This window comes from Cohaesibacter sp. ES.047 (genome assembly GCF_900215505.1).
GTDB lineage: Bacteria > Pseudomonadota > Alphaproteobacteria > Rhizobiales > Cohaesibacteraceae > Cohaesibacter.
Genome location: NZ_LT907844.1, coordinates 4,144,294 through 4,158,181, shown reverse-complemented (window position 1 = coordinate 4,158,181; position 13,888 = coordinate 4,144,294). Strand labels below are relative to the sequence as shown.

The 13,888-nt window shown below is 53.8% G+C and carries 14 protein-coding genes and 1 tRNA gene; 10 read left to right on the top strand and 5 right to left on the bottom strand.

The features are described 5' to 3' along the window. Positions 1-257: 257 nt before the first annotated feature. Positions 258-1,442 carry a saccharopine dehydrogenase C-terminal domain-containing protein gene (locus CPH65_RS19070; RefSeq protein WP_096175325.1) on the top strand — a complete coding sequence of 395 codons (1,185 nt, stop codon included), beginning with the start codon at positions 258-260 and terminating at the stop codon, positions 1,440-1,442. Between the two features lie 69 nt (positions 1,443-1,511). On the opposite strand, the gene CPH65_RS19065 is transcribed toward CPH65_RS19070, so the two are convergent. Beyond that, positions 1,512-3,206, bottom strand: coding sequence for a U32 family peptidase C-terminal domain-containing protein (locus CPH65_RS19065; protein WP_096175324.1), 1,695 nt, complete (start codon positions 3,204-3,206; stop codon positions 1,512-1,514). Between the two features lie 229 nt (positions 3,207-3,435). On the opposite strand from CPH65_RS19065, the gene CPH65_RS19060 reads away from it, so the two are divergent. Beyond that, positions 3,436-4,056: a hypothetical protein gene (locus tag CPH65_RS19060; RefSeq protein WP_096175323.1), complete on the top strand. Its 621-nt coding sequence runs from the start codon at positions 3,436-3,438 to the stop codon at positions 4,054-4,056. Between the two features lie 48 nt (positions 4,057-4,104). On the opposite strand, the gene CPH65_RS19055 is transcribed toward CPH65_RS19060, so the two are convergent. From CPH65_RS19055 to CPH65_RS19045, 3 genes are all read right to left on the bottom strand, one after another. Continuing rightward, positions 4,105-5,931: a monovalent cation:proton antiporter-2 (CPA2) family protein gene (locus CPH65_RS19055; protein WP_096175322.1), complete on the bottom strand. Its 1,827-nt coding sequence runs from the start codon at positions 5,929-5,931 to the stop codon at positions 4,105-4,107. Between the two features lie 255 nt (positions 5,932-6,186). Further along, a complete protein-coding gene (locus CPH65_RS19050; protein WP_096175321.1) occupies positions 6,187-6,702 on the bottom strand; it encodes a D-Ala-D-Ala carboxypeptidase family metallohydrolase in 516 nt (171 codons plus the stop codon). 506 nt (positions 6,703-7,208) lie between these two features. Next, positions 7,209-7,628, bottom strand: coding sequence for a VOC family protein (locus CPH65_RS19045; RefSeq protein ID WP_096175320.1), 420 nt, complete (start codon positions 7,626-7,628; stop codon positions 7,209-7,211). Positions 7,629-7,689: 61 nt separating this feature from the next. On the opposite strand from CPH65_RS19045, the gene CPH65_RS19040 reads away from it, so the two are divergent. The 6 genes from CPH65_RS19040 (at position 7,690) to CPH65_RS19015 (ending at position 11,802) form a co-directional block, all read left to right on the top strand. Further along, the gene (locus CPH65_RS19040; protein ID WP_096175319.1) at positions 7,690-8,451 is read left to right on the top strand and encodes a Sir2 family NAD-dependent protein deacetylase; all 762 of its coding nucleotides are present in this window, start codon (positions 7,690-7,692) and stop codon (positions 8,449-8,451) included. Positions 8,452-8,716: 265 nt separating this feature from the next. Then, positions 8,717-9,298, top strand: a complete 582-nt coding sequence (locus CPH65_RS19035; RefSeq protein ID WP_096175318.1) for a cold-shock protein — start codon at positions 8,717-8,719, stop codon at positions 9,296-9,298. A gap of 80 nt (positions 9,299-9,378) precedes the next feature. Next, a complete protein-coding gene (locus tag CPH65_RS19030) occupies positions 9,379-9,945 on the top strand; it encodes a DUF192 domain-containing protein (RefSeq protein WP_096175317.1) in 567 nt (188 codons plus the stop codon). Positions 9,946-10,051: 106 nt separating this feature from the next. After that, a tRNA-Pro gene (locus CPH65_RS19025) sits at positions 10,052-10,128 on the top strand. Between the two features lie 74 nt (positions 10,129-10,202). After that, a complete protein-coding gene (locus tag CPH65_RS19020) occupies positions 10,203-10,514 on the top strand; it encodes an ETC complex I subunit (RefSeq protein ID WP_157747809.1) in 312 nt (103 codons plus the stop codon). Between the two features lie 221 nt (positions 10,515-10,735). Next, positions 10,736-11,802 (top strand): IS630 family transposase gene (locus CPH65_RS19015; protein ID WP_096171592.1). Its coding sequence is split into 2 segments (ribosomal slippage): positions 10,736-11,240 and positions 11,240-11,802, totalling 1,068 coding nucleotides; the frame shifts between segments, so codons are not numbered across the junction. Positions 11,803-11,833: 31 nt separating this feature from the next. Here the strand turns inward: CPH65_RS19015 and CPH65_RS19010 are convergent. Then, entirely contained in the window at positions 11,834-12,742 is a 909-nt protein-coding gene (locus CPH65_RS19010) for a hypothetical protein (protein WP_096175315.1), read from the bottom strand. A gap of 53 nt (positions 12,743-12,795) precedes the next feature. Between CPH65_RS19010 and CPH65_RS19005 the strand changes: the two genes are divergently transcribed. Together CPH65_RS19005 and CPH65_RS19000 are read left to right on the top strand one after the other, a co-directional pair. After that, a complete protein-coding gene (locus CPH65_RS19005) occupies positions 12,796-13,107 on the top strand; it encodes a hypothetical protein (RefSeq protein ID WP_096175314.1) in 312 nt (103 codons plus the stop codon). Between the two features lie 41 nt (positions 13,108-13,148). Beyond that, the gene (locus CPH65_RS19000; protein ID WP_096175313.1) at positions 13,149-13,841 is read left to right on the top strand and encodes a hypothetical protein; all 693 of its coding nucleotides are present in this window, start codon (positions 13,149-13,151) and stop codon (positions 13,839-13,841) included. The last annotated feature ends 47 nt before the right edge of the window (positions 13,842-13,888 follow it).

The following is a 13,888-nucleotide window of genomic DNA, read 5'->3' as shown; positions in this document are numbered from 1 at the left end:
CAGTCTTTCCGGAGGCTGCCTTTTTTTGAGTCACCACGACATCAAGACCAAGCGCCAGTTTGCACAAATCTTTGCCATGGTGAAAATATCGGCAAACTGTTTCCTTCACACGACCAACAATCCACTTTGTCAGGCGAACTCCGGCAATCTGACGGAACCGGTATTTGACCGTCTTGCGCACCTTTATTTTTTCCAGCAAAGCTCTGAGAAAACACCGGTTTTCATAACCGGAACAATCATCTTTCTGGAGTAATTTCATGACCAATGAAAAGAGAAGAATCCATTGGCTGGGTGCCGGATTGGCGTCCGTTCCGGGCATAAGGCGGTTGGCCGTGAAGGGCTATCCGCTTCATCTATGGGAACGGGATCTGGACAGGGCGCGCGTCGCCATTCGCGGCTTGGAAGACAGGGTCAATCTTTGCTTGGCTGATGAGGGCGCGCTTGAGAAAGCCGTGCGGGCAGGGGATGTCGTGATCTCCATGCTGCCATCGGCTATGCACGATGAAACTGCAAAACTGTGCCTTGGCAAGGACGCGCACTTCATTTCGTCTTCCTACACATCGCCTGCGATGCGCGCAATGAATGCCAGCGCCAAAGCCAAGGGGCTGTCGTTCGTCAACGAAGTTGGCCTCGATCCCGGCATTGATCATCTCCTTGCCCATCTGCTGATTGACGACTATCGCAACAGCCCTGAGTTCGATCCGCAGAATGCCCACGACTTCCAGTCCTATTGCGGCGGGTTTCCGGCCATTGCCAATGATTTCAAATACAAGTTCAGTTGGTCCCCGTTGGGCGTCCTCAAGGCACTCAAAAGCCCCGCACGCGCCATCCTTGAGGGGCAAACTGTCGATATCGCCCGACCATGGGATGCGGTTGAGGATTACCCAGTGGATCTCAACGGTATGAGCGAGACCTTCCAGTCATACCCCAACCGGGATTCCCTGCCATTCATGGCTCATTACGGCATCGACGATAGCTGGAATGTAGAACGGTTCGTTCGCGGCACCCTGCGCCTTGATGGCTGGGCCGATGCATGGCGCGACATCTTCAAGTCGCTCGAAGCTTCCGACACGACGGAAGACGAGCTCAAAGGCCTCAGTGATCGCCTCTGGGCCGATCACGCCTATCAGGACGGCGAAAGGGATCGTGTGGTGCTGTCGGTGGAACTAAAAGTGACCAATCAAGGGGAAACAGTCTGGCACAAGGCCAAGAGCATTGCTGCCTGCGGCACTGCAAAGAGCAGTGCCATGGCGCGGCTCGTTTCCATCACCATGAGCCTGGCGGCTGAAGCGCTCTGGCGCGGACAACTCGATGCGGGTGTCATCACAACGCCAAAAGATCCCGCCACAATCCGCGCGTGGCTCGAAACCATCGCGGAAAACGGCGATTTGGTCCACCACACCGATTATATGGCCGAAGAACGCATGATCGCGGCTGAGTAAGCCTCGGGAGGAGGAAGGGCAGCCCTAAAAATAACAAACGGGCAGCCCTTCCTCAATAGATCGCCGAGATCAGGATGCTTGCTGAATGACTTCCTGCTGAGCCTGCTGTTTGGTCAGCAACTTGCCCTGTTCGTTGCGGGCCAGAAGCTCCCGCGCCTTGGCATATTTGTCGTCATACCAGAAGATGGTGCAACCGTTGCAGCCTCGGCCGCAGCAGCCCTCTTTGCCCAGACGCGGGCTTTTAATAGACCGTTTGGTCTGGTCGTCATCCATCGCGGTCTGAAGCTTGGCATTCTTGCGCTCATAAAGACCTGCGTCGCCATGGCCAAGCTCGAGATCGTGCGCCTCGGCGTCGTGCTTCAGACGTGCCCATTGGGCCGGTGTCAAGGCCCGTTCCTTGCGCAAAACCGTCATGACCGGCACATGCTCTTTGAGCATGTCGGGATCTTCATGATCGAACAGGGAGTAGGGGACGCGAATATGGGGTTTGGTGCCCGGATTGACCGTATCCAGCACCTTGCCGGACTTGGCATCCTCGAACTCGTAAAGCCGGATTGCGATCGGTGCCCGCAGGTTGGGCGACACCAGCTCGATGACATCACCGGCCTCGAGCTTGTTCTTGACCGCTACGATGAATGCGTCGTCCCGGACTTCCGCTACAAGACCGGCAAACTCCCATTCGGCGAAGGTGGACGTCTCTTCATAGCCATGGGCATAATTGGACAGACGACCTTCGTGGAAGGCAAGGGTGTAACCGCGGTTGGGCACCGTCGCCAATTCTTCCATGTAAGGTTCCGGGTCCCAGCTCTCCGGATCCTTGTACCAGTCATCGATTGCCATGCGATAGGCTCGCGCAACGAGTGCCACATAGTAGGGGCTTTTGCCGCGCCCCTCGACCTTGAGGCTGTCGATGCCGATGGAGAGATAATCGGGCAGTTTGGGCATGATGCAAAGATCACGGCTGTTCAGGATATAAGAGCCGCGTTCATCCTCGACGATCTGCATCAATTCGCCGGGGCGCTGCTCTTCCTCAAGGAAGAAGTCGAACAGTTCGAGATTCTCGTCACTGAGCTTTAGTTCGCGTACGGTGCCATCGCGCAGCTTCATGTGGACCTTGTACTTCCAGCGGCAGCTGTTGGCGCAGGACCCCTGATTGGCGCCACGCTCGGCCATGAAGTTGGACAACAGGCAACGGCCCGAATAGGTCATGCACATGGAGCCATGGACAAAGGCTTCAAGTTTGAGATCGGGGCATTTTTCGCGCACTTCGGCCAATTCCGCGTAAGAGACTTCGCGCCCCATGACCACGAGGCTGGCACCTTGTGTCTCCCAGAATTTGACCGATTGCCATGAGCAGACGTTGGCCTGGGTGGAGACATGAAGCTCCAACTCAGGTGCCTGAGCTTTTACGAACATGAAGACGCCGGGGTCAGCGACGATCAAACCATCCGGCTTGACCTTGCGCACGGTCTCGACATATTGCGGCAGCTTGTCGATATCCTTGTTGTGCGAGAAGAGATTGAGCGTCAGATAAACACGCTTGCCATGGGCATGCGCAAACTCGATGCCTTCGACGACATCCTCCAACGTCATCTGCGACTTCGTCCGCAATGACATATCGGGCGTTCCCATATAGATGGCGTCGGCCCCATAGAGCACTGCGATTTTCAGTTTTTCCAGATTGCCCGCAGGCATCAGCAGCTCCGAGCGTTCTGGGCGCACGGGCTTAACGGGGCTCTTGGCAAGATCCGGATCGACGGACATCGATATCTCCTCGGTTTTCATGAGGCGAGACTATTAGCAAAGTTGCGATGGGCTGACCAGTCCCAAAGAATTGTTCGGTTTCCGACAAAAAGAGTGGATTGGCGTGCTCACTTGATCGAGCTTCTACTATCCGTTCTCTTACCATGGTATTTTGCTCAGGAGAAACCGGCTCTGTCTGACCATTGGTGCCGACACCCCCTCAAGGGGCCGCTTTCTTTTGGAGGCAAGTATGTATCTTTCAGGTGAGCACCGGATCAAGTCCACTCCGGCAAAAGTTCGACGGCAATTTGAAAATCCAGAAACGCTGAAACGCACTGTGCCTCATGCCGTTTCGGCTTATACGAACAGCTCGGGCAAAACCATCATCACAGTCAACAGTCTGCGTTCCGAGGGCGAGGTCGTTCAATATGTGTATTTTGTCGAGCCGGGCGAAACGGTGAATGACTTCACGATCTATTGGAAGCCACTTGATGAAAAGGCTTTGTTTGCGGAAGTCGCCATTCATTGCACGCTCAGACCTGATGGAGACTCTACGGTCGTTTCATTCAACGCAAACCTAGAATTCCTGACGGAAGATCATTATCTTAAGGAGGATAAGAAAAACGCAGTGATGCTTGGCATCACAGAGCTGCTTGAAGAGGTGGCAGACAATATGGATAAGGAGCAAAGGCCCATGACCGACCAGAAATCCGACCTCGAAGAAGCGGTCTCCAAGGCAGAAGACGCCGTCACAGAACTGGAACAGGAAGCTGAAGAAGCCGCGGTCAAAGGCGTTTGGGGTGGCCCTCAAATGTGGGGGTGGATCGCCCTTGCCGTCGTTATTGTCGTTTTGCTGATCTTCTTCCGCTAGACGGTTTCAGCTCAGTGATCAGGGTGGCCGCTCAAGCGACGCATGAGTTTAGGATGCATTTCTGTTGCGATGCGGCGTGACCCGATGCAGGTCCTTTTCCTTTTCGTCCGTTCCGGAAGAGCGGCGGGGTGTTACGCGGTGGAGATCTCGCGATTCCTGCTCGGCTGCGTCACCCGCCTGCGTAACCAGACGCTCAAAGTCTCGCTCACGCACATCATGCTCGATGTCTTCGATCCGTTCGGTCGCAATCCCCATATGATCCAGAGCCTCACGCCCGAAGGTTATCCCACTCTCAAACGTTTCGCGGATGGAGTAATCAACATCGCGCAAGGATAGCTCAAGCGCGTGCGCCCTGTCCGTCGCCCGACAGAAAATCGCAGCCTTCGGAAAGGCCTCCTTGATCACATCAATGGCCTGAGCCATGACCTGTTCGCTTTCCACACACAGCGCAATCAGAATGGCTTCTTCCGCCCCGGCCGCACGCATGACGTCCTCTCGCGTTGCGTCACCATAATAGACGGGCAGGCCGAAACGGCGGGCGTTCGCGATACGGCGGGCATTGTTGTCTATGGCGACAACGCGCAACCCCTCGGCCATCAGCATCTGCGAGGCCACCATGCCGAAACGCCCAAATCCGACGACAAGCACATGTGGCGTGCTGACATCAACGGCGTCGATTTCCTGTTCGGGTATTTCCGGATGCCTTCTCGCGTAATAATCGGACAGCCAGTCGTAGGCCTTGCCAACGAACGGGGTGGCGACCATGGTCAGAATGACGATCGCGGACATGATGGAAAACTGCTCGCTCGCCAGCCCTGCAGCCGTTGCCGAGGCAAACAGCACAAAGGCAAATTCGCCGGCCTGCGGCAGGGCCACGGCGATATGAATTGCATCCGTATGTGAGGAGCCTGTCACGCGAGCAAGCAGCCACAGGATGCCCCCCTTGATCGCCATGACAACCACCACACCCGCCAGAATCAATGGCAGATAGGATAGGGTCACCGACAGATCCAGCGTCATTCCGACGGTCATGAAGAACAATCCCATCAGCAAGGAGCGAAACGGAAAAATATCAGCTTCGAGCGTGTGGCGAAAACTCGATTCAGCCAACATGATGCCGGCCAGAAACGTGCCCAGAGCCATGGATAGCCCGGCCCAGTTCATCAATGCCGCACTGCCCAAGGCGACGAGGAGAGCGGCGGCGAGCATGATTTCGCGCGCACCGGTGTTGGCAAGGAGCGAAAAGAGGTGCGAGAGAACATAGCGCCCGATGACAATCACCAACAGCACTGCCGTCACTGTCACTCCGATCTGTTCAAGAACGCTGCCATCTCGGTGTAAACTGGCAGATGGCGCCAAAATCCCGACCATCGCGAGTAGAGGAACAATCGCAATATCCTGCATCAGAAGGATACCGAAGGCGCGCTGTCCATAGGCAGATGAAAAGTGTCCGCGCTCTTTCAGGATCTGCACGGCAAAGGCCGTGGATGACAAAGCCATGCCAAAGCCGCCAATCAACGCATATTCCTGCGGCAACCCAATCAGCATCATCAGCCCGGCAAGCGCCAACCCGGTGAGGAGGATCTGGCTCGACCCCAAGCCGAAGATATCGCCTTTCATGCGCCAAAGACGGTTGGGTTTGAGCTCGAGTCCCAAAACGAACAACAGCAACACCACACCAAGATCGGCAATGGGCCGAACGCTATCGACACTCTGAATGAAGGACAGTCCGAAGGGGCCGATCACGACACCGGCACCCAGATAGCCGATGATCGCCCCGACGCCAAGCCGTTTGGCAATCGGAACCGCGACGACCGCAGCACCGAGATAAACGATTGCTTCATTGAAAATTGTCGGATCTGCTGTAGCGGCCATGAAAACAATCTTCTGGAATCAAAGAATTACCGATGTTATCCACCTAAGCGGAAGTACCGATTCAGAGTCTACACCAGTCTAGCAGTCTATGGGGTTGAAAATTCCTTTACGTACACTTTTTCAGCTCGGTAAGGGCTACTGAATCAAAACTGCCCGATGCGGGGGACATCGGGCAGTTATGTAACCTATGGGAAATCGTGCCGGACACTCAGACCCGAGACATGATCTCAGGCTGCGACCCATGCTGGACGCATTTTAGGCGCGGCGGCGACGTTTGCCGCATCCCCAATACCAGTCCCGACGTCCGCCCACATCAAGGTGCACAAAGGAAGAGCGGCAATAGATGCCAACCCCGCCAATGCCCGGAAGCGTCTTGGCATATTTGGCGAGAGCCGATTTTGAAACACCTGGAACACGGATATCAGCAGCCTTGCATTGAATATGCTGAGATTTCCGGGCTCCTCTCACGCGCCGATTGTAGGCAGCCGAGCGATAGCCTGAGGTAATGATCACAGGCTTTCCATAGTGGGTTTCGACCTTTTTCAAAAGCTTGACCAGTTTTGGCTTCAGGCAGGAAAGCTGAACCTTGGCATGCGCCACCTGAAATCCTCCCCTTTTTCCTTTTACTGATTTGGTTTCCAGACCGGCATAGGCAGCAACCGAACGATTGGAAAGATCGGTGTGGGTACTGACGGAGCTGGTGGTCGTTTGGCAAGCGGAAATCAGCATGGCCAGCCCGAGAAAGAGGGCAAGGCGAAGTGCAATAGTCATTCAGTCATCACGGAAGCAAAGGGCTATTCCGTGCCCATAATTCGACGACCGGCCCAGATTCAGCATGCATCTGGCATGCGCGAGCCTTCAAAATCGACGCATTCAAGTTGGCCCGAGCACATGCCGACATCAAACGGATGTGACGCACTCGGACGGTTCATTCAGGTCTCGTTCTAGAGACAGTTAAGAGCCGCTCTTCTGAGGAGCTGGACAGGCACTGCAACCTGGGTTCCGTTTCTGGACGATCCCGATCAAGACAGGTTTGAACACCATATCTTGATTTCGCAAAGGAGCCGTACGCGGTGAAACGATGCTAAAAAAACGACGGCATCGCGCACGCCTGTTTTCAGAACCGCGGGGACAGTTGAAACGGAATTTGGGCGCTTTTATGACAGGTTGGGGAGAAAAGAAACCGCAGCAACTGCATAGCAGCCATGAAAAAGCCCTCCGAAAACAGGTTTCGGAGGGCTTTATTAGTTTTTACTCTTTAACACCAGATCTTGTGTTTACCACTTCCCGGTGTTTTCCATCGAAGCCCAAGGCTCGGCCGGGTCGAGAGGCGGGCCTTTTTGCAACAGTTCAATCGAAATGTTGTTCGGCGAGCGAATGAACGCCATATTGCCATCACGGGGCGGGCGATTGATCACGACACCGGCGTCCATCAGGCTCTGGCAGGTCTCGTAGATATTATCGACTTCGTAGGCGAGATGGCCGAAATTGCGGCCCTCGTCATATTCCTCTGGGTCCCAGTTGTACGTCAGTTCGAGGCAATTTTCGTTGGTGCCGTCAGTGGACAGGAAGATAAGCGTAAATCGACCTTTTTCGTTTTCAACACGGCGAACCTCTTTCAGCCCAAGTTTGTTGCAATAAAAGTCGAGAGACTCTTCAACATCGGTCACGCGCACCATAGTATGGAGATATTTCATAAGATCACATCCTTAAAGCTGAATTGGCAAATGGATTTAGGGGAAATATAGGACCAACATAATGGATTGCAAGAGTCACGACGAAAAGCTCGCGCTCCTTGGCGAGATGATCGAAGAGGCAGAAACGATTGTCGCTTTTACCGGCGCAGGCATCAGCACAGAAAGCGGAATCCCGGACTTCCGCTCGCCGAACGGCCTTTGGTCGCAGATGGACCCGATCATGTTTGACGACTTTGTCGCTTCGGAAGAAACGCGGCTGGAGGACTGGCGCCGCCGCTTCATCATGAACAAGGATTTCGCGGTCGCAAAACCCAACGAAGGACACAAGGCGCTGGTCAGGATGGCCAAGTCCGGCAAGCTGATCAGCACGATCACCCAGAACATCGATGGCCTTCATCAACGCAGTGGATTGCCCGAGCATGATGTTGTCGAAATCCATGGCAACAGCACGTATGGGGCCTGTCTTGAGTGTGACAGCCAGGTTGATTTGAAGACGGTTCGCCGAACGATTGACGAGACCGGCGCATCTCCGCGTTGTGATCACTGTGGCGGATTGGTGAAAGCCGCGATCATCAATTTTGGTCAGGCCATGCCCGAGGCAAAGATGCACCGAGCCATGCAGGATGCGGCAGATTGTGATCTGTTTATCGTTCTGGGTTCCTCGCTTCAGGTCTACCCGGCTGCCAACCTGCCACAAATCGCAAAACACCACGACGCAAGGCTCGTCATCATCAACCGAGACCCGACGCCATTTGACAGGATTGCCGATTTATACATCCACGGAGAAATCGGAAGCACGCTCAAGACAATCGCCCGGACCTGACATTATCAAAGCTGTCAAGCGATCCGCGCCATCCAAGCCCTAAACAAGCTATGGGCTTGTTTGGCGCGGTTTTCGGCCATTTTTGGATTTATTGTGTCGGTTAGGCTTTCCGCGAGGGCAATCACGCAAGTAGGTTTGAGAGCCATTCTGCAAAAAAGTAAAAAAAGTCTTGATGCGATAGGTGTAGCAAGTGATATCCTCAACTCGAGAATCGACCAGAGTATTGAGTCGGGAACGAGGCTAGTCAGAGTATCGAGGCACCAAAATGGGGGTGAAACTTTCACCAGAGCGGCAACCGGTTGAAAGTGAGACATCCGAAGATGTTGCGTTGGATGTCACGCAGTTAGCTGGCAAGATCAAGTGGTTTGATGTGGCCAAGGGATTTGGTTTCATTGTTCCCGATGACGGCAGCGCCGATGTGCTGCTCCATGTCACCTGTCTTCGAAGGGATGGCTACCGCACAGCCTATGAAGGCGCGCGCGTCCTTTGCGAAGTGCTGCAGGGCCCCAAGGGACTTCAGGCTCTGCGCATACTCTCCATGGACGAGAGCACAGCCATACATCCCTCCCAATTGCCTCCCGCCAATACTCATGTCAAAGTCACGCCCACCAGCGAGCTGGAAACGGCTTGGGTCAAATGGTTCAATCGTGAAAAGGGCTTTGGTTTCCTCACGCAAGGCGAGGGGACGGAAGATATTTTCATCCATATGGAAACTCTGCGCCTTTATGGATTGACCGAACTGCGCCCGCATCAGGAAGTTCAGGTGCGCTATGGTCCCGGCCCGAAAGGCAAGATGGCAACAGAAATCCGCCCCTCGGATGGCGGCCACATTCCATCTTCCCATTAGCTTCAAACGTCCATATTGCCTGCGCTCAGCTTTCGCTGCCAGACTTCAGCTGCCAGACTTCATATGATCAGGACGGTCTTATGCATAGCACGCCCCGTGTTTCACGCTATCGTCGCCAGATCGTAAAGATCTTCGGTGCGCTGCTGGTCTGTCTGATCGGATGCTCGGCGCTGGTCGCTCCTTCCGTATCGATCGCCAAGGACAGCCGCGTGACTGAGGTACCTGCACCTTTCGCCCCTGACGACCAAGACGCCTGGCTCGCGCGCGACGATCATCTCATCCTGTCCAGCAGCACTGGCGACCATCCCTTTACGGTCGAACTCGCGCTGACCGATGTAGAGCGGGCCAAGGGTCTGATGTATAGAACCAAAATGGCCGACGATCACGGCATGCTGTTTGACTTTGCCCAGTCTGCCCCGGTCTATATGTGGATGAAGAACACCTATATCCCTCTTGATATGCTGTTCATCACCAAGGAAGGGCGTATCCACCATATTGTCACTGGAACAACGCCCTTATCCGAATCGATAATAGGGTCGGGCGGCTCAGTCCGCTATGTTCTTGAGGTCACAAAGGGAACTGTCGCTCGAACCGGCGTTCGGCCGGGCGATTTTGTCAAACACCAATTGTTCACACCCAATGAGTGAAAATAAGGATCGCGCGCGTTTTTGCGCTTGCCCCCCATTGCTGCTGTTGCTAAGCAGGCTCCATTGTGCCCAAGGGAAAACACGTTAATCCCAACGGGGCATGTGTCGGAGCGTAGCGCAGCCTGGTAGCGCATCTGGTTTGGGACCAGAGGGTCGGAGGTTCGAATCCTCTCGCTCCGACCATTTCAATCAAACGGCAAGCAATCGCAAAGGAAGCGTCTGATCTACCGCCAAAGGCGACGATGAGGAAATCGAGCATGACCAGAGCACGCATCTTCCGGCCAGCCAAAAATGCCATGCAGTCGGGCTCCGCCCGCAGCCGCGATTGGCAGCTCAAGTTTGATCAGACCAGTGCCCGTTCTGTTGAACCACTGATGGGCCACACCAGCTCCTCCGACACCAAGCAGCAGATTGCAATGTCCTTTCCCACAAAGGACGATGCCATCGCCTATGCCGAGCGGCACGGGATCGAGTATCAGGTTATCGAACCCAAGCCCCGGAAACGCGTTATCAAGGCCTACGCCGACAATTTCTCGCCCAACCGCATCGATGGCAACTGGACGCACTGATCCTTGCCGTTTTGATAGATGCATACCCTATGAATTTTCCGTGTTAGATGAGATGTTTTGCGCCTAGGGGAAAGAATATCTGCTCTGAATGACAGCGGTACGTAAAGGTGTTTCTGGCTTGGGTCAGCTCGCTCAATGATACCAAGGGCGTGAAGTTCTGACTCTTTAGGGATTCCATTTTTAGCACTGGCGTGATTCAACATGGCAAAGGAGATTTTGCCATGTCTGCCGCTTTGATTCTTAGCGATGCTTTTGACGCCGATAGTTTGCGCCGTCTTGCCAAAGGATGCCGCAATGCCAAACAGAGCCGCCGCCTACTGGCCATTGCGGCTGTCTATGACGGCATGAACCGTGCTGATGCCGCCAAAGTCGGCGGTATGGACCGCCAGACTTTGCGAGATTGGGTTCTTCGCTTCAATGAGCAAGGCACCGATGGTCTTGTCGACATCAAAGCAACCGGCGCTCCCATGCGCTTGAGCCCAGAACAGCTCGAAGAGTTTGTTGCTATCGTTGAAACCGGTCCTGATCCTGAGAAGGACGGCGTCTCTGTCTGGCGTAGCCAGGATCTGGTGCGTGTGATCCAAGAGCGGTTTGGGGTCTCCTACAAGGAACGTGGAGTACGGGATCTTTTGCGCCGCATGGGGTATGTGCGCATATCTGGTCGACCTCAACATCCAGAACAAAAGCCTGAAGTCATTGATGCTTTCAAAAAAACTTCTCCGCAACGTTGGCAGCGCATGTAGGCCATTTGCCAAAGAACAAGCCCATCGAGATTTGGTGGCAAGATGAGGCTAGGCTTGGTCAGAAGAATGGACTGGCCCGACTATGGGCAAAAAAGGGAACCAGACCACGTCTGCCAGCCGATCAGCGATATAAAAATGCCTATCTGTTCGGTGCAATATGTCCAGCGCGTGGCGTTGGCGCGGGATTGATGATGCCTTTTGCAAATACACAGGCCATGCAAATGCACCTCGAAGAAGTCTCAAGGACAGTGGCGCGCGGCGCTCATGCCGTGGTGCTGATGGATCGTGCCGGATGGCATACGACAAGCAGACTCAACGTGCCCAAGAATATCACCATCCTCCTGTTGCCTTCCAAATCACCGGAACTGAACCCAGTTGAGAATATTTGGCAGTATCTGCGCGGTACCTTCCTGTCCAATCGGGTCTTCGAAGACTATGCCGCCATTCTTGATGCTGGTTGCCAAGCATGGAAGAGCCTCTCCGCCAACCCAACCATCATCCATTCAATAGGTATGAGAAAATGGGCTCAAGAAGGTCAGAATTAAATGCCGTTGGTATGAATTGTTGAGGGGCGGGCTATCCCGTCTCCGTGGTCAGCTCGTCATCGGGCAAGGATTTCAATGATTTGTTGAGGGGGGAGTGATGGTCGCGGCTAATCTCATCAATAATTACCCCCCTTCTTTCTTGAAGGGTATTGTATTCGGAGCGGAGTTTCTCTTTTTCTTTATTAAAGAACGTTCTCAATCGCGAAATTGCAGCCTGAGTTTCTTTAAGTTTTTCTGTTTCACTACCAGATTCATCAAAATAGATGTCGAACTTAACACTCTTAGAAATTTTTTTAAAAACAGCTCCGATGTCTTCGCTGAATTTTCCATTCGCAGCGCTCTTCAGTGTTTCAAAAACAACACCAGAATCTTCGCCAAATATGTGAGTATATCTGTATTGATATCTGAGTATTTTGTTTATTTCCGCACCATATTCTTTGTCATAGTCACTGTTAATAAAGTAAACAGAAGAAGCACCCGACATCATGTCCATAGCAGATTTTGCCGCCCTGTAGGATGCCGAAAATTTAGGGGCCAGCATAAGAAAACTACCAAAATTACAGCTCATAAGCTGCACATAATTTTTGTGTATATTCTCCAGTATTCTAAGATTTTTAGTTCTCAAAGAAAAATCAGCGATGTCTCCCCTCAATCTTTCAGATTGCAAATCGAACAACTGGATAGACGCAATATTACTTTGCATCTGCATTTGATGCCATTGATTGCGCATCCAGCGGCTGGAGGAAAGCGCGGCATAACCAGCAGCCACAAGGGCTCCAATACCCGTTATTGCAGTTATCCAATCAGCAAGACTGCCAAAATCTCCGCCCTTCAAAATAAAAAATCCAAAAACAAGAAACAAAACGATCACAAATGCTGCAAGCAAGGCCCCAGCAATTACCTCAATAATCCATTTGTGGTTTCTATTCCCGTTTTCCATAGAACCACCAATACGCGAGTCTTACCCTATTGCCAATCAGGGAGGGCTGCGTGATGGACACTGCCACCAAAAACCTGTTCCGGGAAACCCTGACCCGCGCCCGAGGCAAAGGGCAAGCGCCTGACAAATGGGTGATCAACGGGCATGTGGCCAAAGCGCTGGTGCTCTCCAGCCGCAACCATGACACCAATTTCATAGACGTGGTGGACATCAAGGATCAGACGCTGGAACTGCTCGGGTTACCGGTCGTGAAAAGCTGGAAGATAGACCCGATGATTGTGCTTCTGGCCGAGGGCAAGAAGGGCATTGCCTGCTTTCCCGTTCCGCTGGTTCTGGACCTGACCGAACTGGGGCCAATCGCATGACTTTCGCAGCAAGAAGGCTCATCCCAAACAAGGGTAATATCATGACAAATGAAACGACAGCGCAGGTGCGGTCCGTGATGGACGTGAATGCAAAGAGCGTGGCGATGGCCGTTGGCCATGTTGCGGCGCTGGCTCTGGTGACACAAATGCGGGATGGAGGCCCTGAAGAGCAGGAGCTCTACTACCGCATGTTTCAGTCATTGGAAGAGGGGGCTGACACAGAAGCCGACCTTGAAATGATGGCGGATTATGTGTGCGGTCGGCCCGAGAATGTCTCCGGTGAGCAGCTGTTCCGCAAGGCCGCTGAACTGGCGCTGCATGACGCGCCGGCGTCCAGCTATTTCGAGCAATCCCACGAAGTGCGGGAAGCCTATCGCCTGTTTGCCAAGGCCTGCCGGCTGGTGTTTGTCGATCTGGAAATCTGGCAGCGGGAAGAGCAGGCCCGGCTTGAACGTGTGGCGCAGAAGCGCAAGCCCATTCCGCTCGAGGATCAGACCTATGCGCCGGATGAGCCGCCAATGGTCAAGGATCCGGTGCATGCGGCGGCGCTGAAAGCCATAGCGGAAATGCCCAAGACCAAAGTGGATATGGGGGAGACGGAAGCAGGCACCCAAACCCCGCCTCCGGTGGTGAGTGAGGATCTTCAAAGCCCGATGTCGATCGGCGAACGACCCGTTGCCCATCAGGGCAAACCGCAACGCGGCGGCGCACGCAACCCAAAGACCAATAAATAGACAAAGAAGGCGGGTGCATCGTGACGGCATCGGGTGTGCAGAAAATT